The sequence below is a fragment of the Thermomonas flagellata genome (assembly GCF_022419185.1).
In the GTDB taxonomy this organism is placed as follows: domain Bacteria; phylum Pseudomonadota; class Gammaproteobacteria; order Xanthomonadales; family Xanthomonadaceae; genus Thermomonas; species Thermomonas flagellata.
In genome coordinates this window covers 236062-256204 of sequence record NZ_JAJOZK010000003.1, presented here as the reverse complement: position 1 = coordinate 256204, position 20143 = coordinate 236062, and the positions used below count along the sequence as shown (strand labels likewise).

Here is a 20143-nt window from a genome sequence, read left to right as displayed (position 1 = left end):
GCGCGCGCCGCCTGCGCTCGCGGCTCAGGCCGTACGCTCGATCCGCGGGCTGCCGGCGCGCACCTGGAACGCCGCCTGGGTCGCGACCGCTGCGTTGCGGTCCTTGATGCTGGCGGCGGTGCGCACCTGCACCTGCATCGCCGCCGGGGTGAGATCGAACAGCAGGTAGCCGTGGCCCACGCTGTTGCCGTAGCGCGCCTGCGGGTTGTAGCCGAGGAAACGCTCGATCGTCGCCTGCGGGAAGCCCGCCGAGGTCAGCGAGGTGCCGGTGAACTCGCAGGCCATCGGGGAGGAGGCGAGGTCGCGGGCGTCGCGCGGGACCTCCATCGCCCAGGTGCAGTGCACGTCGCCGCCGACGAACACCGGGTTCGGGGCGCGGCTGGCGCGCAGCGCGGCGATCACGGCCTGGCGCGCCTGCGGGTAGCCGTCCCACGGTTCGGTGTAGTACCCGGTCCCGCCGTCGACGGGCTGGGCCAGGGGCGAGAACAGGGTCTCCTGCCCGATCACGCTCCAGCGCGCCGGGCGTTCGCGCAGCGAGCGTTCCAGCCAGGCTTGCTGGGCCGCGCCGAGCATCTGCCGCGGCTGGCCCCAGCGCTGCGGGCACTGCGCGTCGGTCACCGTGTTGGCCCCGCCGATCCCGGGCTTCGGGCAGGGCTGCGGGTCGCGGAACTGGCGGGTGTCCAGCACGTGCAGGCTGGCGAGGCGGCCGAAATCCAGGCGCCGGTACAGCTGCAGGTCGGCGTTCGCGCGCAGCACGTCCATCGGGAAGGGCATGTGCTCGAAGAACGCCTGCATGGCCTGCGCGCGCAGCAGCGGAAAGCGCGGATCCAGCAGCGCGGAGGTGTCGCCGGCCCAGTCGTTCTGCACCTCGTGGTCGTCCACGGTCACGATCCACGGCATGGCGCCGCGCGCCGCCTGCAGGTCGGGGTCGTGGATGTACTGCGCGTGGCGGTTGCGGAAGTCCTCGAGGGTGGCCGGGATGCCGCCGAGGTGCCGGCGCACCGGATCGTCGCCCCAGGAGCTTTCGTAGATCGAGTCGCCGAGGAACAGCATGAAGTCCGGCTGGTCGGCGATGGCCTGGCGGTAGGCGTGGTACCAGCCCTGCTCGTAGTGCTGGCAGGAGGTCGAGGCGAAGCGCAGGCGTGGCGGCGTGCTGTCCGGCACGGGCGCGGTGCGGGTGCGCCCGACCGGGCTGACCGCGTCGCCGGCGATGAAGCGGTAGTAGTAGTCGCGGCCCGGCGCCAGGCCCTCCACGCTGACGTGGGCGCTGTGCCCGAGGGCCTGGCTGCACCAGAACTGGCCACTGCGGATGCCCTTGCCGAAGGCGGGATCCTCGGCCAGCTCCCAGCGGATCGGCAGCTTGACCTCGTCGAATCCGCCGCCGTGGAACGGATCCGGCGCGAGCCGGGTCCACAGCACGACCGAGCTCGGGGTGGGATGCCCGGAGGCCACGCCCAGTTTGAACGGATAGTCCACGAAGATCGGCTTGGCCAGCGCGCGGCCGGCGGCAGGCAGCAGCATTGCCATCGCGGCGGCGCCAGCCGCCAGGCGCAGGACGCGGCGACGGGCCAGATCGGCCGGCAGGTCGCGGTCGATCTGGTTGAGGCGCTGGATCAGCCAGTGCAGATGGGCGGGCGCAGGACGCGGCATGGGCGTGCAGGGACGGTAGCCTTGCGCCACGTTAGCCCGGGCAGATGGCGTGCGGATGATCCGGAGGTCATGCCGGCGCGATCCGCGGCCGCGGGCCGCGCCGCCGTCAGTCGAATGCGGCGGCGTAGCCGGAGGCGACGATCTGCTTCTGCAGGGCCTCGCTGAGCTTGGGGTTGCCGGCCACCAGCGCGCGCCCGTGCACGCCGCGCGCGTCCAGCGGGCCGGTCGCGGCGCCGCGGAAGTCGCACACGCGGCCGCCCGCCTCGCGCACCAGCAGCACTCCGGCGGCGATGTCCCACGGCTTGACCCCGGCCTCGAAATAGCCGTCGAGGCGGCCGCAGGCGACGTAGGCCAGGTCCAGCGCGGCCGAGCCGGTGCGGCGGATGTCCTCGGCCTCGCGCAGCAGCTCGCGCACGCATTCCAGCTGGGCCGGCGCGCTCGCGCGCTCGCGCGGCGGGAAGCCGGTCGCGAGCAGGGCGCCGCCCAGGTCCTTGCGCGCGGCCACCCGGATGCGGCGGTCGTTGAGCACCGCGCCGCTGCCGCGGCTGGCGGTGAACAGCTCGTTGCGCAGCGGGTCGAACACCACCGCGTGCTGCGGCTCGCCGTGCTCGACCAGCGCGATCGACACGCACCAGTGCGGCAACCCGCGCAGGTAGTTGCTGGTGCCGTCCAGCGGGTCGATCACGAACAGGCTGTGGCCCTTGCCCTGCACGCCGGACTCCTCGCCGAGGAAGCCGGCGTCCGGGTGCGCGCGGCGCAGCTCGCGGATCGCGGCCTGCTCGGCCTGCTCGTCCACTTCGCTGGCGAAGTCCATGCGCTCCTTCTCCACCACCGCCAGCGCGTCCAGCCGGTTCATGTTGCGCAGCAGGACGTTGCCGGCCGCGCGGGCCGCCTTGACCATGAGGTTGACGACGGGTTTCTGCATGGCGGTAGGCGCCTCGGTCGGGTGCGGTCGCGGGGGAGTGGGAAAGAGCGGCGGGCGCGCGGGCCCGGGCGCAGTTTACCATTCGTGCATGGAACGCCCCGCCATCGCCGACCCCGACCTGCGCATCGTCCTGGTCGGCACCCAGCATCCGGGCAACATCGGCTCGGCCGCGCGCGCCATGAAGACCATGGGCCTGCGCCGGCTGGTGCTGGTGGCCCCGGAGCAACCGCCCAACCACGAAACCTTCGCGCTGGCCGCCGGCGCGGACGACCTCATCGCGGCCGCGCCGGTGTTTCCGGACCTGGCCCACGCGGTCGCCGACTGCCGCTGGGTGCTCGGCTGCACCGCGCGCAGCCGGCGCATCCAGCTGGAGCCGCTGGCCCCGCGCGAGGCCGCGCGGCGTAGCCTGCGCGCCGCCGCCGCCGCCGCCGCCGGCCCGGTGGCGCTGGTGTTCGGGCGCGAGCGCAACGGCCTGGACAATGCCGAGATGGCGCTCTGCCACGCGGCCGTGCACATCCCCTCGGATCCGGCGTTCCCGTCGCTGAACCTCGCCGCGGCGGTGCAGGTGCTGGCCTACGAGCTGCGCTGCGCCGCGCTGGAGGCCGAGACCGCGATGCCGGCGCAGGACCCCGCGCCGGCGCGGGCCGTCCCGCCAGCAGCGGACGCGGTACCGCACGCGGTGCTGGAGGGCTTCTTCGGCCAGTTGGAGGACACCCTGGCCGCGATCGACTTCCACAAGGGCCGCAACCCGCAGACCGCGATGCGCAAGCTGCGCCGGCTGTTCCTGCGCGCCAACCTGGACGCGGCCGAGGTGCGCCTGCTGCGCGGCATCCTCGCCGACGCCCAGCGCATGGCGCACCTGGCCGGGATGCCGGCCGGCAAAATCGGGTAGGCTGCGACCGCCCCGTGCGAGTGCATCTCTTGGCCCGATTCCGCTTGTTCCGCCTGCTGACCTGGCCCTGGCTGCTGGCCGGGCTGGTGTGCCTGTCCGGCGCGGCGGCGTCGCCGGCCGCGCAGGCGGTCGAGGATCCGGAGTCGGTGCTGGTGCTCGGCCGCATCAGCGACGATCCGCGCAGTCACTACGAGCAGCTCAAGCCGCTGCTGGACTACGTGGTGCCGCGCATGGCCGGGGTGGGCATCCGCTCCGGCCGCATCCTGATGGCGCGCGACCTGCGCCAGATGGCCGCCTACCTGCGCCGCGGCCAGGTCGACTGGGTCACCGAGACCGCCGGCAACGCCGCGTCGCTGGAGCGCATCGCCGGCGCCCACCTCCTGCTCGGCACCGAGCGCGACGGCGCCACCCACTATCGCAGCCTGGTGTTCGTGCGCGCCGACAGCCCGGTGCGCAGCCTGCAGGACCTGCGCGGGCGCAGCATCGCGTTCCAGAACCCGTTCTCGACCACCGCCTACTACCTGCCCACCATCCTGCTGCTGGACGCCGGGTTGCCGGTGGAGCCGCTGCTGACGCCGATGGACAAGCCCTCGCCGGGGATGGTGGGCTACGTGTTCGCACGCACCGAGACCAACATCGGCGCCTGGGTGCACAAGCGGCTGGTGGACGCCGGGGCGATGAGCAACCTCGACTGGCAGAACCCGCAGCGGATGCCGACGGCCTATGCGCGCGACTTCCGCATCATCGCCGAGAGCCAGCCCGTGCCGCGCGCGCTCATCCTCACCCGCGGCAGCCTGCCGCCGCGGGTGGAGGCGCGCCTGCGCGAGGTGCTGCTCGAGGCCGCGCAGGACCCGGAGGCCGGCGAGGCGCTGCGCCGCTTCATCAATACCTCGCGCTTCGTGCCGCTGGATGCTGCCGACCGCGAGGCGATCGGTATGCTGGCCCGCGGCGTGCAGCGGATCCGGCTGGAGGTCGAATGAGCCGCCTGCGGCTCGGGCTGCAGGCCCGCTTCCTGGCCGGGGTGGTGCTGCTGCTGGCGCTGCTGGTGCTGGTGCTGGTGCTGCTGTGGGACCGCCAGGAGGCGAGCCGGCGCCAGGTCGCCGAGGCCACCCGCGAGGCGATGCACGCCCTGCTCCAGGAACAGGTGCGCGCGGATGCGCAGGCCGAGGTGCAGCAGCTGGCGCAGGCGCTGGCCAACCCGCTGTACTACTTCGACCTCGATGCGATCGGGGCGTTGGCGCGCGCCACCCTGCGCGAGTCCGACGTCGAGTACGTGCTGGTGTACGACCCGGCCGGGCGCATCCTGCACGACGGCTCCGGCGACATCGCCGCCTACGGCCAGCCGATGCGCGACCCGCTCGCGGCGCAGGTGGTCGCGGCGGACGGGCCGAGCCTGCACGCCGGCCCGCAGTGGCTGGACGTGTCGGCGCCGATTACGATCGGCGACCAGCGCCTGGGCGGGGTGCGGATCGGGTATTCGCTGGCGGCGATGAACGCCGCCGAGACGCGCACCATGGCCGCGCTGCGCGCGCGCTTCGACGCGGTGGCCGCGCGCGACCTGCACTGGTTGCTGCTGGTGTGCGCGGCGCTGGCCGCGATCGCGCTGCTGGCGGTGTTCCTGCTGCAGCGCCTGCTGCTGCGCCCGATCCGCCTCCTGGGCGATGCCGCGCGCGCGATCGAGGAAGGGCACTACGACCGCCCGCCGCTGGTCACCCGCCGCAGCGACGAACTGGGCGACCTCATCCGCACCTTCGCGCGCATGCGCGAGAGCGTGCTCCGCCACGACCGCGAGATCCGCCGGGTGGCCTACAGCGATGCGCTCACCGGGCTGTCCAACCGGCTCGCGTTCCGCGAGCTGCTGGAATCGCGCATGCGCGAGCTGAACGGCGTCGGCCGCCAGCTGGCGCTGCTGTTCGCCGACCTCGACGACTTCAAGCGGATCAACGACACCCTCGGCCACGAGGCCGGCGACGAGGTGCTGCTGCAGGTGGCCGAGCGGATCGATGCGATCGTGCAGGCGCAGCCGGCGGCGCGCGCGACCGTGGCGCGGTTCGGCGGCGACGAGTTCGTGATCCTGCTCGAGGCCGCGCCGGAGGCGGGCGGGCAGGACGTGCGCGTGCTCGCCGCGCGCCTGGCCGACGCCCTGCTGGAGCAGTTGGGCCAGCCGCTGCTGCTGCACGGCCGCCGGTTGTTCCTCGGGGTCTCGATCGGGATCTCGGTGTTCCCGGACGATGCGAGTTCGGCCTCGCTGCTGCTGAAGAATGGCGACATCGCCATGTACCAGGCCAAGGTGGCGGGCAAGAACTGCCAGCGCTTCTACAGCCGCACCATGGACCAGGCGGTCGAGCGTCGGGTGCGGATGGAGCACGACCTGCGCGGGGCCTGGGAGCGCGGCGAGCTGAGCCTGGCGTTCCAGCCGATCTACCGCACGTCCGACCGCGTGCTGGTCGGGGCGGAGGCGCTGCTGCGCTGGCAGCACCCGGTGGACGGCCCGGTCGCGCCGGCGGTGTTCATCGAGGTCGCCGAGCAGAGCGGGCTGATCGAGGCGATCGGGCCGGAGGTGCTGCGCGCGGCCTGCCGCGAGGCGCTGCACTGGCCGCCCGCGCCGGGCGCGCCGGAACCGCCGTTCGTCGCGGTCAACGTGTCCCCGCGCCAGCTGCGCAGCGTCGGCCTGCTCGGGCAGATCCGCGACGCGTTGGCATCCAGCGGGCTGGCGCCGGAGCGGCTGCACATCGAGCTGACCGAGACCGCGGTGATCGCCGACGAGGCGCATGCGATCGAGTTGCTCGGGCAGCTGCGCGAGGTCGGGGTGCGGGTGTGGCTGGACGACTTCGGCACCGGCTACTCCAGCCTCAGCCACCTGCGCCGGGTGCAGGTGGACGGGCTGAAGATCGACCGCAGCTTCATCGCCGACCTGCTGCGCGACCCGGACGACCTCGCCCTGACCGGTGCGATCATCGCCATGGCGCACTCGATGGGCATCACCGTGGTCGCCGAGGGCGTGGAGAAGCAGGGCCAGTACGACCTGCTGCGCGAGCGCGGCTGCGACCTGGTGCAGGGCTACTGGCTGGGCGCGCCGATGCCGGCGGAGGCGTTCGCGCGCCTGCTCGAGGCCTGAGCCGCGGGGGTCATGCGGCCAGCCACTGGCCGGCCAGCGCCAGCAGGCGGCCGGACGCGGTGGCGGTCGCCCCGACCGCGCCGCCGCCCAGCCCCCATGCCAACAGCAGCAGGCCGCCGTCGCGCTCGAGCAGGGCCAGCGCGAACAGCAGCACCAGGCCGCCGAACAGGTAGTTGGTCAGCGGGATCGGCAGCGACAGCAGGATTCCGATCAGCAGCACCAGCACGCCGGTCAGGGCCAGCGCCAGCGGATGCTCGAACAGCCGCGGCAGGCGCGGACGCACCAGCCGTTCCAGCCGTCGCAGCCAGGGGTCGGCCAGGCGCTCGAAGCGCAGCAGCGCCTCGCGGCGCGGGCTGCGGCGGGCGAGGAAGGTCGGCAGCCACGGACGCCGGCGCCCGAGCAGCAGCTGCAGCGCCAGCAGCGCGACCAGCGGCCCGCTGATCGCGCCGCCGGCCGGGACCGGGATGAACGCCGGCAGCGCCGCCACCAGCAGGAGCAGGCCGAAGCCGCGCTCGCCGAGGCCCTCGCACAGCTGGCGCAGGTCCGGCACCGCCGCGGCGTCGCCGTCGATCAGCGCATCCAGCACCGCGCGGGTGCCGGCTTCGCGCCGCGGGCTGTCAGCTGCCGGCATCGGCCGTCTCGCTCGCGACCGGCGCGCGCTGCAGCAGCAGCTTGTCGATCCGCGGGCCGTCCAGATCCACCACTTCGATCCGCCAGTGGCCGAGGCGGAAGTGCTCGCCGACCTGCGGGATCCGCCCGAAATGCGCGATCACCAGGCCCGCCGCGGTGTGGAAGTCGTGCTCCTCGGCGTCGGCCAGGCGCTCGCCGGTCAGCTCGCGCAGCTCGTCCAGGTGCAGACCGCCGTCCACCAGCAGCGAGCCGTCCTCGCGCTCGACCACCAGTGCCTCGGCGTCGTGCGGCTCGCCCGCGGTCAGGCGGCCGAGGATCGCGTCCATCACGTCGCTGATGGTCACCAGGCCCTGGATGTCGCCGTACTCGTCCACCACCAGCGCCAGCGACTGCTGCGCCTCGCGCAGGATCTCCACCAGCTTCAGCGCATGGGTCGATTCCGGCACGAACACCGGCGGCCGCAGCTGGTCGAACAGGGGCGGCGGGCCGCCGGCGCCGAGGCGGTCGAGCAGGCGCTTGGCCTCGAGCACGCCGACCACGTCGGCATCGCTGCCGCGGTACACCGGGTAGCGCGAGAACGGGGTGTCGCGCATGGTCGCCAGGTTGTCCTCCACGCTCGCCGCCGCGTCCAGCCAGGCGATGTCGGTGCGCGGCGTCATCAGGCTGGCCACCGTGCGGTCGCCCAGCCGCATCACCCGGTTCATCATGTTGCGCTCGTCCAGGTCGAGCACGCCCTGCTCGTGGCCCTCGCTCACCAGCAGCTGGATCTCCTCCTCGGTGATGGCGCCGCGGGCGTCGTCGCGGATCCCGAGCAGGCGCAGCACGCCGCGGTTGATCGCGGCCAGCGCGGCCACCACCGGGCGCGCCGCGGTCGCCAGCGCCTGCAGCGGCAGCGCGACCCCGCTGGCGATCCGCTCCGGCGCGGTCAGCGCCAGCCGCTTGGGGATCAGCTCGCCGAAGATCACCGATGCGGCCGTGATCAGCCCGACCGCGATCGCCACCCCGAGCGGCGCGGCATAGCCGGCGCCGGCCGGCAGCAGCGCGCGCAGGCGCTCGCCGATCAGCCCGCCGAGGGCGTCGCCGCCGAGCACGCCGGTCAGGATCGTGATCAGGGTGATCCCGACCTGGACCGCCGAGAGCAGGTCGTCCGGGCGCTCGACCAGCGCCAGCGCGGCGCGCGCGCCGCGGCTGGGGCGCTCCGGGTCCTCGGCCAGCTGCTTCAGGCGCAGCTTGCGCGAGGTCACCAGCGCCATCTCCGACAGCGCGAAGAAGGCGTTCAGCGCGATCAGCAGCAGGACCACCAGCAGTTCAGCCACGGCGCGGTCCGGGCGGCCGCGCGCGGCGTGCGCCCGCACCGCCCCGGGGTGGGGACGGCAGGCGGGCGCGGGCGGGGCGTGGTCGAGGTTGCATGGGCAGGCGCCGGAGGCGCGCCCGGATGATAGCAGGGCGCTCACCGCGGGCCGATGCGCAGGGCTGTCACGGAACCGTCATAATAGCGGTTTCCGTCCCCGGCACCCCCGCATGTTCTCGCTGCAGACCATCTTCGGCCAAGGCAAGCAGTTCTACGCGCTGTTCGACGAGGCCGCGGGCGCGGCCTGGGACAGCACCCGCGCCCTGCACGCGATGCTGCGCGACCCGGCGCGCACCACGTCGCTGGAGGCGTTCAAGCTGGCGCGCCAGCGCGAGCGCGAGGCCTCCGACAAGATCAACCAGGCGCTGGTGGACAGCTTCATCACCCCGTTCGAGCGCGAGGACATCGAGGCGCTCGGCTCGGCGCTGTACAAGATCCCCAAGCAGGTGGAGCGCTTCGCCGAGCGCTTCGACCTCGCCCGCCACCGCCTGCACCACATCGACTTCGCGCCGCGCGCGGCGATGCTGGAGCAGGCGGCCGGCGTGGTGGTGGAGATGGTGCGCGAGCTGCCGCGCCTGCGCCTGGACCGCATGAAGCAGCTCAACGACCGCCTGCGCATGCTGGAGATGGAGGCCGACCGCCTGATCCTCGAGCTGCACCGCGACATCTACGCCGGGCACATGGACCCGGGCGAGATGTTCCTGCTCAAGGAGTTCTTCGAGATCATGGAGAAGGCGATCGACCGCTGCCGCGAGGCGGGGGCGGTGGCCTACCAGATCGTGCTCAAGAACAGCTGAGCCGGCCGGGTGCACGCCATGCTGAGCCTGCTGCTGCTGGTGATCTTCGCCGCGCTGGTGTTCGAGTTCATCAACGGCTTCCACGACACCGCCAACTCGATCGCCACCGTGGTCGCGACCAAGGTGCTCTCGCCCGCGCAGGCGGTGCTGCTGGCGGCCGGGATGAACCTGGTCGGCGCGTTCGCCGGCACCGCGGTGGCCAAGACCATCGCCAGCGGGCTGGTGGACACCAGCGTGGTGCAGGTCACCTCGCAGGTGATCCTGTGCGCGCTGTCCGGGGCGATCGTGTGGAACCTGGTGACCTGGTGGTTCGGGCTGCCGTCGTCGTCCTCGCATGCGCTGATCGGCGGCCTGTGTGGCTCGGCGCTGGCGGCCGCGGACGGCAACTGGCATGCGCTGGTGTGGTCGCAGGCCGGGGATGGCGGCTGGGCCAGCAACAAGGGCCTGTTGTGGAAGGTGCTGCTGCCGATGGTCAGCTCGCCCGTGGCCGGGTTCCTGGTCGGGATCCTGATCCTGACCCTGCTGTACGCCCTGATCTGGGCGCTGGCGCGCGCCGGCGGGCGCCTGGCGCGGCTGGCGCGGCCGCGCTGGGTGAATGCTTTCTTCGGGCGTGCGCAGGTGTTCTCCGCCGCCTACATGGGCTTCGCCCACGGCAAGCAGGATGCGCAGAAAACGATGGGCGTCATCGCGCTGGCGGTGTTCGGCGCGCAGCAGTCCGGGGTGCTGGACGGGCTGCCGGGCTGGCTGGCGTTCCTGCACCCGGACGGCGGCGAGCAGCACATCGACAGCTGGATCATCGCCACCTGCGCGCTGGTGATGGCCGCCGGCACCGCGATGGGCGGCTGGCGCATCATCAAGACGCTCGGGCACAAGATGGTGAAGCTGCAGCCGATCGACGGCTTCGCCGCGGAGACCGCCTCGGCGACCATCCTGGTCACCGCCTCCGCCTACGGCATGCCGGTGTCCACCACCCACAGCATCTCGACCGCGATCATGGGCGTGGGCTTCGCCAAGAACCCGCGCAAGCTGCGGCTGTCGGTAGTGGAGCGGATCGTGTGGGCGTGGATCCTGACCCTGCCGGCCGCCGGCGGGGTGGGCTACCTGCTGCTGCGCGCGGCGCGCGCGCTGGGCTGGGCCTGAGCGCTCACAGCAGGTCCCCGCCGGCGGACATCCGCCGCTCCATCTCGTCGCCGACGCCGCCGATCTCGAGCACCAGGCGCTCCACCTCGGCCGCGTCCAGCCCGGCGTAGGGGCGGTTCTCGCACAGCTGCAGGTAGGGCACGCCGTCGAGGTCGCCGATCGCCAGGTAGCCGACCCGGCTGGCCCAGTTGAAGGCCAGCGCGCGGCGCGCATCCAGCCCGGTGATCGGGCCGACCACCGTGCTCACCCGCAGGTAGTCGCGGCCGTCGTCGTCCTGCAGCTCGGACAGGAAGATCGCCTGGTGGCGGCGGCCGTGCGCCAGCGACAGCTCCACGCAGGCCACGAACGGCTCCTGCAGGGTCACGCGGTAGCCGCTGGCGGCGAGGTGGCTGCGGATCTGCTCGAAGTTCTGCATCGGTGCGGGGGTCGTGGTGGCTGCGGCTATGCTACCGCGATGGCAACGACGGCCACAGGCGGCGCCTTCGTCGACGCGGTGCTGGCCGCGGTGCGGGCGATCCCGCGCGGCGAAGTGAGGAGCTACGCCCACATCGCGCGCCTTGCCGGGCGCCCGCGCGGCGCGCGCCAGGTGGCGCGGATCCTGGCCGCGGCGGCGGATCCGGCGCTGCCCTGGCACCGGGTGGTGCGCGCCGACGGTCGGATCGGCTTCGCGCCGGGCTCGGCCGGCCATCGCGAGCAGGCGCGCCGGCTGCGTGCGGAAGGGGTGGTGGTGCGCGCCGGCCGGGTCGCCCCGCCGGCGGCTGAAGCGCCGGCGCTGGACGCCCTGCTGTGGGCGCCGCGCTAGGCGCGCGCGCCGTATCATGTTGCATCGCAACGCCCGGCGAGTGCACGGATGCCGTTCCAACTCCCCCGCATCACCAAGCTGCTGTTGGCCATCAACGTCGGCGTCTGGCTGCTGATGTGGCTGGTCGGCGAGCGCGCGTTCGCGCTGTTCGCGCTGTGGCCCTACCTGCCGGGCGCGCCCGAGCAGCTGTTCATGCCGTGGCAGCTGCTGACCTACGGCTTCCTGCACGACCCGTCCGGGCTGGCCCACATCGCCTTCAACATGCTGGCGCTGGTGATGTTCGGCGCGCCGTTGGAATACACCTGGGGCGAGCGCCGGTTCCTCACCTACTACCTGGTCTCGGTGGTCGGCGCCGGGCTGTGCCAGCTGGCGGTGGGCACCTGGATGGCCGCCAGCGGCGGCGACATCGGGCCGACCGTGGGCGCCTCCGGCGGGGTGTTCGGGCTGCTCTTGGCCTACGGCATGCTGTTCCCGCACCAGCGGGTGATGCTGCTGATCCCGCCGATCCCGATGCGCGCGCGCACCCTGGTCATCGTGTACGGCGCGCTGGAGCTGCTGCTCGGCTTCACCGGCCTGCAGCCGGGCGTCGCCCATTTCGCGCACCTGGGCGGGATGCTGTTCGGCTGGCTGTTGATCCGCTACTGGCGCGGGCAGCCGCCGTTCGGGCGCGGCGGTGGGCCGCGCATCCGCCGGGTGGTGTGAGGCGGCGGCCGCGGCCGCCGCCCGCGCGGTTCAGGGGAACACCGTGATCCGCTGCGCCGGCTCGACCTGCATCGGGCTGCCCGGCTTGCACGCATAGGCGGCGGCGAACCCCGGCTGCTGCATCAGCGGGCCGTTGGTGCGCCACGGGCCGGGCGCGCGCACGTCCTGCAGGCTGCGCCGGCGCGCTTCCTCCTCGGTCACCTGCTGCGCCCAGACCTGCGCCCAGGCGCGCCAGAACGCGCGGTTGGCCTCCAGGTTCGGCTGCGGCACCGCCTGCTCGAACGCGGCGCGCGCCAGCTCGACCCCGGCCAGGTCGGCGATCGCCTGCTCGCCGACCAGCTTGCCGTTGACGTGGGTGCCGGGCAGGCCCGGGTAGGGGAAGCGGTCGTACTGCGCGATCACCTTCTGCAGGCGAGCGTTCCACGCCTCCGCATCCGCCGGCGTCCACCAGTCGCGCACGTTGCCTCTGCTGTCGACCATGCGCCCGTGGCTGTCCACCGCGTAGCTGAGCTCGTGCCCGACCAGCGCGCCGTAGGCGCCGTACTGCCCGGCCAGCGGCATGGTGTGGTCCAGCACCGGGGGCTGCAGCATCGCCGCGGTCACGATCAGGCGGTTGTGGGCCAGGTCGTACAGCAGGGCCGGGTCCTGCGGCAGCACGTCCCAGCGGCGCTCGGCGTTGGCCTTGCCGATCCGGCGCATCTCCTCGCGGTGGCGCCAGGTCGAGGCGATCAGGATGTTGCTGCCGAAGCTTCCGCGGCCCATCGGCTGCACGCTGTAGTCGAGGTCGCGCGCGGGCGCGCCGATCTCGATCCGCAGGGTCTTCAGCTTGGCCAGCGCCTCGGCCTTGGCCGGCTCGCTCATCCAGGTGCTGGCGGCGACGTCGCGCGCCAGCGCATCGCGCACCTGGCCGGCGATCAGCTCCGCCTGCTGGCGGGTCTGCGGATCGAGGTAGCGCGCCACGTACTCGCGCCCCAGCATCGGCCCGGCGGCGAGGTCGATCGCCTCCAGCACCTGCTGCCAGCGCGGCGGCGGCGCGGCCTGGCCGCGCAGCAGCTTGCCGCGGAAGGCGAACTCGGCGTCGCGCCAGGGCGCGGACAGGTAGGGCGCCATCGCATCGCCGACCCGCCAGCGCAGGTAGGCCTTCCACTGCTCGGGCTTGAGCCCGGCGACCAGCCGGTCGAGCTCGGCGAACAGCGCCGGGTTGGCCAGCGACACGGTGTCGTCGTTGACCCCTTGCGCCTTCAGGAACGCGTCCAGCTGCAGGTTGCGGTACTGCTTGGCCAGGCCGGTGGTCGCCACCGGGGCGTAGTTCTTGCGCGGATCGCGCAGCTCGGGCAGCGGGCGCGCCAGCGCCGCCAGCCGGGTCTCCAGCTCCAGCACCTGCTGCGCCTGCGCCGGGGCCTCCTGCGGCGGCACCCCGGTCAGCACCAGGATCTTCTGCACGTAGTCGCGGTAGTGCCCGAGCAGGGCGCGGGTGTCGGCGTCGCCGCGGGTGTAGTAGGCCGGATCCGGCAGCCCCAGGCCGCCCTGGCTGAAGTAGCCGATGTGGCGGCCGAGGTCGCGCAGGTCGAGGTCGGCGCCGAAGCCGAACGCGACCGGGATGCCGACCTGGTGCAGCGCCGCGATCGCCGGGGCGATGTCCTTGGGCTTGCGGATGGCATCGATCCGCTGCAGCAGCGGCGCGATCGGGGCGGCGCCGTCGCGTTCGACCGCCGCTTCGTCCAGGCCGCTGGCCCAGAAGTCGCCGAGCAGGCGCTGGACCTCGTTCTGTGGCGCCTTCATCGCCGCATCCAGCAGGTCGCGCTGTTGCTGCAGCGACAGCGCGGCGAGCTGGCCGAGCGAGGAGATCGCGCCGCTGCTGGGCATCGGATTGGCCTTGAGCCAGGCGGCATTGGCCTCGGCATAGAAATCGGTGCAGGCGGCAGGGTGCTTGGCCGCGGCCGCGGGCTTGCGCGCGGCGGGTTTCTTGCGGGTGGCGGCGTCCGTGGATGGGACGCTCAGGCCGACGCAGAGGGCCATCACGGTGGCCAGGGCGAGCGTGCGCGGTTGGGGCATGCGGCGGCTCCGGTGCGGGCAGGGCGGCGAGTGTAGCAGTGCCCGCCGGTCGCGCCAGCGGGCCCGGTTCAGCCTCATTTCACCCCGTGCATCATGCGCCGCAGCAAGGGCGCGGCGAGGAAGGCGGCCAGCGCGCAGCCGATCCCGATCCAGGTCATCAGCCAGAACAGGTGCGCGTATTTCGGCGCCGCCGCGGCCAGATCCAGCGCCTCGCCCTGCGGCACCTCGATCGCGGCCAGCTTGCCGAACAGCGCGGCCAGCGTCTCCGAGAACGCGGTGGCCAGGAACCAAGTGCCCATCATCAGGCTGACCACCCGCGGCACCGCCAGCTGGGTCACCGCCGACAGCCCGACCGGCGACAGGCACATCTCGCCGATCTCGAGGACCAGATAGGCCAGCACCAGCCACCACACGCTGGCCATCTGCCCGCTCGCGGCGACCTGCTGCGCGGCCACCGCCAGCGGGATGAACGACAGGCCCGCGAACAGCAGCCCGAGCGCCGATTTCGCCGGCTTGCTCGGATCCGCCCCGCGCTTGTCCAGCCAGCCCCACAGGCCGGCGAACAGCGGCGCCAGCGCGACCAGGAAGAACGCGCCGAGGTAGGTCAGGGACCCGGCGGTCTGCGGCAGCGCCACGCAGTCGCGCACCAGCAGGACCAGGATCAGCGCGCCGACCGCGAGGAACAGCACGCGCGGGGCGGGCGAGGCCGGATCGCGGTCGGACATCCGCGCCGCGACGAAGAACGCCAGCGGTGCCAGCAGCAGCGACAGCGCGGACCACGGCCACGGCGTGCCGTCGCGCACCACCAGCGCCGGCACGATGTCCTTGGTCAGCAGGCGGTCGGTGAAGGTCACCCACGAGCCGTAGGTCTGCTCGTACAGGGTGAAGAACACCAGCGCCATGAAGATCAGCGCCATCAGCGCCAGCATGCGCTGGCGCTCGACCGGCGTGCAGCGGGTGCCGGTGAACCAAGCGAACCAGACCAGCACCGCGCCCAGCACCAGCAGCATCAGCAGCAGCGCCAGCGAGACTTCGCCGCCCAGCGCGAACGCGCCGTTCGCCGCCGCCCACAGCAGCCAGCCGAGCGGCAGCACCGCGAGCACCGCCAGCGCATAGATCGCCCATTCGCGTGGCAGCCCGGCGACGCGCGCGCGCAGCGCCGCCGGGTCCGGCGGCTCGGCGTGGCCATGCAGGTAGCGCTGGCCCCACAGGAACATCGCCAGCCCGGCGAGCATGCCCAGGCCAGCGGCGCCGAAGCCGTACTTCCAGCCCCAGGTCTCGCCGACGTAGCCGCACACCAGCGAGGCGAACAGCGCGCCGAGGTTGATGCCGGCGTAGAACAGCGAGAAGCCGGAGTCGCGGCGCGGGTCGTCGTCGGCGTAGAGCTTGCCGACGATGGTGGAGATGTTGGGCTTGAGGAAGCCCACGCCCAGGATGATCAGCGCCAGCGACAGGTACATCACCTGCAGCGCGCCCTCGTCGCGCACCGGCAGACCGGCCTGCATGCTGGCCGCATGGCCCTCGTAGGCCATGCCGAGGTGGCCGAGCACCAGCAGCACGCCGCCGAAGGTGACCGCCTTGCGCATGCCCAGCCAGCGGTCGGCCAGCAGGCCGCCGAGCACCGGCACGCAGTACACCAGCCCGCCGTAGGCGCCGAGCAGGTCGAGCCCGGCCTTGTCGCCGAACAGGTGGTACTTGGTGAGGTAGAGCAGCAGCAGCGCCTTCATCCCGTAGAAGGAGAAGCGCTCCCACATCTCGGTGAAGAAGCAGACGTACACGCCCTTGGGGTGGCCGAGGAAGTCCTCGCGGGCGGGCAGGGCGATGGCGGGCATGCGCGGCGTCGCGGTGGCGGCGCGGCAGTATAGGCCGGCCGATCCGCACTGGACTTGGCCGCCGCCAGCGGCTAGCGTGCGCCGGATTCATGGCCGTGGGAGGCGCAGGCATGGCGGCACAGGCACGGGCGGGCGCGGGCACCCCGCAGTTGACGGTACGCGCGGTGGTGCTGGCGATCGTGCTGGCGGTGATCCTGTCCGCCGCGAACGCCTACCTCGGCCTGTTCGCGGGCCTGACCATCGCCACCGCGATCCCGGCCGCGGTGGTGTCGATGGGCGTGCTGCGGCTGCTGGGCGGCGGCACCATCCTCGAGAACAACATCGTGCAGACCGGCGCCTCGGCCGGCTCCTCGATCGCGGCGGGGGTGATCTTCACCATCCCGGCGCTGGTCATCCTCGGCTACTGGCAGGACTTCAAGTATTCCTGGGTGCTGGCGATCGCCGGCCTCGGCGGCCTGCTCGGGGTGCTGTTCTCGGTGCCGCTGCGGCGCTCGATGATCGTCGAGGAGCCGCTGCCGTTCCCGGAGGGCAAGGCCGCCGCGGAAGTGCTGAAGGCGGGCGAGAACCCCGGGCCGGGCCTGAAGATCCTGGCGTTCTCGGCCGCCATCGGCGGCGCGATCAAGGCCGCCGCCGCCAGCGGCCTGCGCCTGATCCCGGACACCGCCGCCGGCGCGGGCTTCTTCGGCAAGTACCTCGGCTACATGGGCACCAACCTCTCGCCGGCGCTGCTCGGGGTCGGCTACATCGTCGGCCTCAACATTGGCATCGTCGTCGTGTCCGGCTCGATCCTGTCCTGGCAGATCGCGATCCCGCTGTACCACAGCTATTTCCTCGCCTCCGATCCGGCGCTGGCGAGCAGCATCGCCGGGGCCGGCGCGGAGGACATCGCCGGCGCGATCTGGTCGGCCAAGATCCGCTACCTGGGCGTGGGCGCGATGCTGATCGGCGGGGTATGGACCCTGTTCTCGCTGCGCAAGTCGCTGCTGTCCGGCGTGCGCAGCGGCATCGCCGCGGCGCGCAAGGGCAGCGGCGAGGCGGTGGCCGAGACCGAGCGCGACCTGCCGATGAAGTGGATGCTGGTGGCGCTGGTCGCGTTCGTAGTGCCGCTGCTGCTGCTGTACCAGGCGATCGTCGGGGTCTGGCACGTGAGCATCCCCATGGCCATCATCATGATCGTGGCCGGCTTCCTGTTCGTGTCGGTCTCGGCCTATCTCGCCGGCCTGGTCGGCTCGTCCAACAACCCGGTCTCCGGCATCACCATCGCCACCATCCTGTTCGCCTCGGTGGTGCTGCTGGTGCTGCTGGGCGAGGGCGGCAAGCACGCGGTCGGGGTCGCCGGCGCGCCGCTCGGCGCAGTGGCCGCGATCATGATCGGCGCGGTGGTGTGCTGCGCGGCGGCGGTCGGCGGCGACAACCTGCAGGACCTCAAGGCCGGCTACCTGGTCGGCGCCACCCCGTGGAAGCAGCAGCTGATGCTCGGCATCGGCGCGTTCTCGTGCGCGCTGATCATGGCCCCGGTGCTGAACCTGCTGGCGCAGGCCTACGGCATCGGCGCGCCCACCCCGCAGCATCCCAATTCGCTGGCCGCGCCGCAGGCGACCCTGATGGCCTCGGTGGCCAAGGGCCTGTTCGGCGGCCAGCTGCCGTGGACGATCATCGCCATCGGCGCCGGCGTGGGCGCGGCGATCATCGCGCTCGACGAATGGCTGAAGGCGCGCGGCAGCCACTTCCGGGTGCCGGTGCTGGCCGCGGCGATCGGCATCTACCTGCCGCTGGAACTCATGGTGCCGATCTTCCTAGGCGGCCTGCTGGCCTACCTGGTGGAGAAGCGCCACGGCCTGGCCGGCAGCCACGACGAGGCCGCGCGCGACCGCCTGCACCGCCCCGGCACGCTGTTCGCCGCCGGCCTGATCACCGGCGAGGCGCTGATGGGCATCCTGATCGCGATCCCGATCGTGGTCTCCGGCCGCGCCGACGTGCTCGCGCTGCCGCCCGCGTGGCAATTCGGCAAGTACGTGGGCCTGGCGGTGCTGGCGGTGGTGGCCTGGCTGCTCTACCGCACCGGCGCCCGCGCCAACCCGAACGCCTGATCCAGCGGCGCCCGCGCCTGCGCGGGCGTCTTCCTGTCCCAGCAACACGGAACCTTCGCCATGCGCCTCCGCCACGCCCTCCTTCCGCTCGCCCTCGCCCTGTCGCTGCCGACGCTGGCCGCCGACGCGCCGCCGGCCGCCAGGCACGGCTTCACCGTGCAGGAGCTGGCCTACATGGACCGCTATTCCGCACCGACCCTGTCGCCGGACGGGCGCGTGCTGGTGTTCGCCAAGCGGGTGGTCGACAAGGCCACCAACAAGGCCAGCACCTCGCTGTGGATGCGCAACCTGGTCACCCGCGATCTGCGCCCGCCGCAGCAGGTCTCGCCGCAAGGCTGGAGCGTGAATTCGCCGGCGTTCGCGCCGGATGGCAAGACGCTGTATTTCCTCAGCGCCAAGTCGGGGTCGATGCAGCTGTACGCGCAGCCGCTGGCCGGCGGCGAGCCGCGGCGCCTGACCGACTTCCCGCTGGACGTGGAGGCCTACAAGCTCGCGCCCGACGGCCGGCAGGTGGCGCTGGCATTCGCGGTGTTCCCGGACTGCCAGGCCGACCTGGCCTGCACCAGGAAGAAGCTGGACGAGGCCGAGGCGGCCAAGGCCACCGGCAAGGTGTTCGACCGCCTGTTCATCCGCCACTGGGACGCCTGGAACGACGGCCGCCTGAACCGCGTGTTCGCCGCCCGGCTCGGCGGCGAGGACATGATCAAATCGGCGACGCTGCTCAGCGGCGACATCCACGGCGACATCCCGTCCAAGCCGTTCGGCGACCTGTCGGACTTCGCGTGGTCGCCGGACGGCAAGACCGTGGCGATGAGCGTGCGCCAGGCCGACCGCGAGGAGCCGTGGAGCACCAACTTCGACATCTGGCTGGTGAATGCCGACGGCCGCGGCGCGCGCAACCTCACCGCCGCCAACAAGGCCTGGGATGCCGGCCCGGTGTTCAGCGCGGACGGCAAGACCCTGTACTACCGCGCGATGCAGCGCCCCGGCTTCGAGGCCGACCGCTTCGCGCTGATGGCGATGGACCTGGCTACCGGCAAGATCCGCGAGATCGCGCCGCGCTGGGACGCCTCGGCCGACGGCATCCAGCTCTCGGCGGACGGCCGGTGGATCTACACCACCGCGCAGGAACTCGGCCAGCACCCGCTGTTCCGGGTGGCGCTGGCCAACGGCGAGGTGGAGACGGTGGTCAAGGACGGCAGCGTCTCCGCGTTCGCCCTCGCCGGGCCGACCCTGGCGGTGGCGCGCAGCACCCTGCAGACCGGCGACGTGCTCTACATCACCAGCCCGGACGGCAAGGCACCGCTGCGGCAGATCACCCCGAGCGCGGCGCAGATGCTGCCGGACGTGGCCTGGGGCCAGTTCGAGCAGTTCAAGTTCCGCGGCTGGAACGACGAGACCGTGTACGGCTACGTGGTCAAGCCGTGGGACTACCAGCCGGGCAGGAAGTACCCGGTGGCGTTCCTGATCCACGGCGGCCCGCAGGGCAGCTTCGGCAACGGCTGGAGCTACCGCTGGAACCCGCAGACCTACGCGGGGCAGGGCTACGCGGTGGTGATGATCGACTTCCACGGCAGCACCGGCTACGGCCAGGCCTTCACCGATTCCATCTCCGGCCACTGGGGCGACCGCCCGCTGGAGGACCTGCAGAAGGGCTGGGATTACGCGCTCAAGGCCTATCCCTTCCTCGACGGCGACAAGGCCTGCGCGCTGGGCGCCAGCTACGGCGGCTTCATGGCCTACTGGATTGCCGGGGTGTGGAACACGCCGTGGAAGTGCATCGTCGCCCACGACGGCGTGTTCGACAATTTCATGATGGGGTATTCCACCGAGGAGCTGTGGTTCAGCGAATGGGAGAACGGTGGTACCCCGTACGCCAACCCGGCCGGCTACCAGAAGTTCAACCCGGCCAACCACGTCAAGGACTGGCGGGTGCCGATCCTGATCGTGCACGGCCAGCAGGACTTCCGGATCCCGGTGGAGCAGGGCATCGCCGCCTTCACCGCGGCCCAGCGCAAGGGCGTGGAGTCGCAGTTCCTGTACTTCCCGGACGAGAACCACTGGGTGCTCAAGCCGCAGAACAGCGTGCAGTGGCACGAAACGGTGAACGCCTGGCTGCGCCGCTACCTCGGCCGCTGAGCCGCCGGCCCCGGGGACGC

At 72.6% G+C, this 20143-nt stretch carries 15 protein-coding genes and 2 pseudogenes; 10 read left to right on the top strand and 7 right to left on the bottom strand.

The window, feature by feature from the left end:
* Positions 1-24: 24 nt before the first annotated feature.
* Complete coding sequence (locus ML340_RS04690) at positions 25-1650, bottom strand: alkaline phosphatase D family protein (RefSeq protein ID WP_240097152.1); 1626 nt, start codon at positions 1648-1650, stop codon at positions 25-27.
* Between the two features lie 106 nt (positions 1651-1756).
* Entirely contained in the window at positions 1757-2575 is an 819-nt protein-coding gene (locus tag ML340_RS04685) for an inositol monophosphatase family protein (protein WP_240097150.1), read from the bottom strand.
* Between the two features lie 88 nt (positions 2576-2663).
* On the opposite strand from ML340_RS04685, the gene ML340_RS04680 reads away from it, so the two are divergent.
* The 4 genes and pseudogenes from ML340_RS04680 to ML340_RS11995 form a co-directional block, all read left to right on the top strand.
* Positions 2664-3467 carry an RNA methyltransferase gene (locus ML340_RS04680; protein WP_240097148.1) on the top strand — a complete coding sequence of 268 codons (804 nt, stop codon included), beginning with the start codon at positions 2664-2666 and terminating at the stop codon, positions 3465-3467.
* A 44-nt stretch (positions 3468-3511) separates the two neighbouring features.
* Complete coding sequence (locus ML340_RS04675; RefSeq protein WP_240097145.1) at positions 3512-4447, top strand: phosphate/phosphite/phosphonate ABC transporter substrate-binding protein; 936 nt, start codon at positions 3512-3514, stop codon at positions 4445-4447.
* Positions 4444-5763: pseudogene (locus ML340_RS12000) on the top strand (diguanylate cyclase domain-containing protein); the annotation flags it as partial. The gene ML340_RS04675 and the pseudogene ML340_RS12000, both read left to right, overlap by 4 nt.
* Before the next feature lie 75 nt (positions 5764-5838).
* Positions 5839-6585: pseudogene (locus tag ML340_RS11995) on the top strand (putative bifunctional diguanylate cyclase/phosphodiesterase); the annotation flags it as partial.
* A 10-nt stretch (positions 6586-6595) separates the two neighbouring features.
* Here ML340_RS11995 and ML340_RS04665 read toward each other — a convergent pair.
* Positions 6596-7216, bottom strand: a complete 621-nt coding sequence (locus tag ML340_RS04665) for an exopolysaccharide biosynthesis protein (RefSeq protein ID WP_240097141.1) — start codon at positions 7214-7216, stop codon at positions 6596-6598.
* Positions 7203-8531, bottom strand: a complete 1329-nt coding sequence (locus ML340_RS04660) for a hemolysin family protein (protein WP_240097139.1) — start codon at positions 8529-8531, stop codon at positions 7203-7205. The genes ML340_RS04665 and ML340_RS04660 overlap by 14 nt, the downstream gene beginning before the upstream one ends.
* Positions 8532-8736: 205 nt before the next feature.
* Between ML340_RS04660 and ML340_RS04655 the strand changes: the two genes are divergently transcribed.
* Both ML340_RS04655 and ML340_RS04650 read left to right on the top strand, forming a co-directional pair.
* On the top strand, positions 8737-9363 hold the full coding sequence (locus ML340_RS04655; RefSeq protein ID WP_240097137.1) for a DUF47 domain-containing protein: 627 nt from the start codon (positions 8737-8739) through the stop codon (positions 9361-9363).
* An 18-nt stretch (positions 9364-9381) separates the two neighbouring features.
* A complete protein-coding gene (locus ML340_RS04650; RefSeq protein ID WP_240097224.1) occupies positions 9382-10503 on the top strand; it encodes an inorganic phosphate transporter in 1122 nt (373 codons plus the stop codon).
* 4 nt (positions 10504-10507) lie between these two features.
* Here the strand turns inward: ML340_RS04650 and ML340_RS04645 are convergent, their stop codons facing one another.
* Complete coding sequence (locus ML340_RS04645; RefSeq protein ID WP_240097135.1) at positions 10508-10918, bottom strand: hypothetical protein; 411 nt, start codon at positions 10916-10918, stop codon at positions 10508-10510.
* A 39-nt stretch (positions 10919-10957) separates the two neighbouring features.
* Between ML340_RS04645 and ML340_RS04640 the strand changes: the two genes are divergently transcribed.
* Positions 10958-11305, top strand: a complete 348-nt coding sequence (locus ML340_RS04640) for an MGMT family protein (protein WP_240097133.1) — start codon at positions 10958-10960, stop codon at positions 11303-11305.
* 48 nt (positions 11306-11353) lie between these two features.
* The gene (locus ML340_RS04635; RefSeq protein WP_240097131.1) at positions 11354-12007 is read left to right on the top strand and encodes a rhomboid family intramembrane serine protease; all 654 of its coding nucleotides are present in this window, start codon (positions 11354-11356) and stop codon (positions 12005-12007) included.
* A gap of 30 nt (positions 12008-12037) precedes the next feature.
* On the opposite strand, the gene ML340_RS04630 is transcribed toward ML340_RS04635, so the two are convergent.
* Together ML340_RS04630 and ML340_RS04625 are read right to left on the bottom strand one after the other, a co-directional pair.
* On the bottom strand, positions 12038-14062 hold the full coding sequence (locus tag ML340_RS04630; protein WP_240097129.1) for a M13 family metallopeptidase: 2025 nt from the start codon (positions 14060-14062) through the stop codon (positions 12038-12040).
* A 74-nt stretch (positions 14063-14136) separates the two neighbouring features.
* Complete coding sequence (locus ML340_RS04625; protein ID WP_240097127.1) at positions 14137-15894, bottom strand: peptide MFS transporter; 1758 nt, start codon at positions 15892-15894, stop codon at positions 14137-14139.
* A gap of 110 nt (positions 15895-16004) precedes the next feature.
* Here ML340_RS04625 and ML340_RS04620 point away from each other — a divergent pair, with 110 nt between their 5' ends.
* Positions 16005-17984, top strand: coding sequence for an OPT family oligopeptide transporter (locus ML340_RS04620; protein WP_240097125.1), 1980 nt, complete (start codon positions 16005-16007; stop codon positions 17982-17984).
* A gap of 60 nt (positions 17985-18044) precedes the next feature.
* The gene (locus ML340_RS04615; RefSeq protein ID WP_240097123.1) at positions 18045-20123 is read left to right on the top strand and encodes a S9 family peptidase; all 2079 of its coding nucleotides are present in this window, start codon (positions 18045-18047) and stop codon (positions 20121-20123) included.
* The last annotated feature ends 20 nt before the right edge of the window (positions 20124-20143 follow it).

Excerpts from the sequence above, each read along its gene's own strand:
- ML340_RS04690 (WP_240097152.1), bottom strand. The coding sequence starts at position 1,650 with ATGCCGCGTCCTGCGCCCGCCCATCTGCACTGGCTGATCCAGCGCCTC.
- ML340_RS04685 (WP_240097150.1), bottom strand. The coding sequence starts at position 2,575 with ATGCAGAAACCCGTCGTCAACCTCATGGTCAAGGCGGCCCGCGCGGCC.
- ML340_RS04680 (WP_240097148.1), top strand. The coding sequence starts at position 2,664 with ATGGAACGCCCCGCCATCGCCGACCCCGACCTGCGCATCGTCCTGGTC.
- ML340_RS04665 (WP_240097141.1), bottom strand. The coding sequence starts at position 7,216 with ATGCCGGCAGCTGACAGCCCGCGGCGCGAAGCCGGCACCCGCGCGGTG.
- ML340_RS04655 (WP_240097137.1), top strand. The coding sequence starts at position 8,737 with ATGTTCTCGCTGCAGACCATCTTCGGCCAAGGCAAGCAGTTCTACGCG.
- ML340_RS04650 (WP_240097224.1), top strand. The coding sequence starts at position 9,382 with ATGCTGAGCCTGCTGCTGCTGGTGATCTTCGCCGCGCTGGTGTTCGAG.
- ML340_RS04645 (WP_240097135.1), bottom strand. The coding sequence starts at position 10,918 with ATGCAGAACTTCGAGCAGATCCGCAGCCACCTCGCCGCCAGCGGCTAC.
- ML340_RS04640 (WP_240097133.1), top strand. The coding sequence starts at position 10,958 with ATGGCAACGACGGCCACAGGCGGCGCCTTCGTCGACGCGGTGCTGGCC.
- ML340_RS04635 (WP_240097131.1), top strand. The coding sequence starts at position 11,354 with ATGCCGTTCCAACTCCCCCGCATCACCAAGCTGCTGTTGGCCATCAAC.
- ML340_RS04630 (WP_240097129.1), bottom strand. The coding sequence starts at position 14,062 with ATGCCCCAACCGCGCACGCTCGCCCTGGCCACCGTGATGGCCCTCTGC.
- ML340_RS04625 (WP_240097127.1), bottom strand. The coding sequence starts at position 15,894 with ATGCCCGCCATCGCCCTGCCCGCCCGCGAGGACTTCCTCGGCCACCCC.
- ML340_RS04620 (WP_240097125.1), top strand. The coding sequence starts at position 16,005 with ATGGCGGCACAGGCACGGGCGGGCGCGGGCACCCCGCAGTTGACGGTA.
- ML340_RS04615 (WP_240097123.1), top strand. The coding sequence starts at position 18,045 with ATGCGCCTCCGCCACGCCCTCCTTCCGCTCGCCCTCGCCCTGTCGCTG.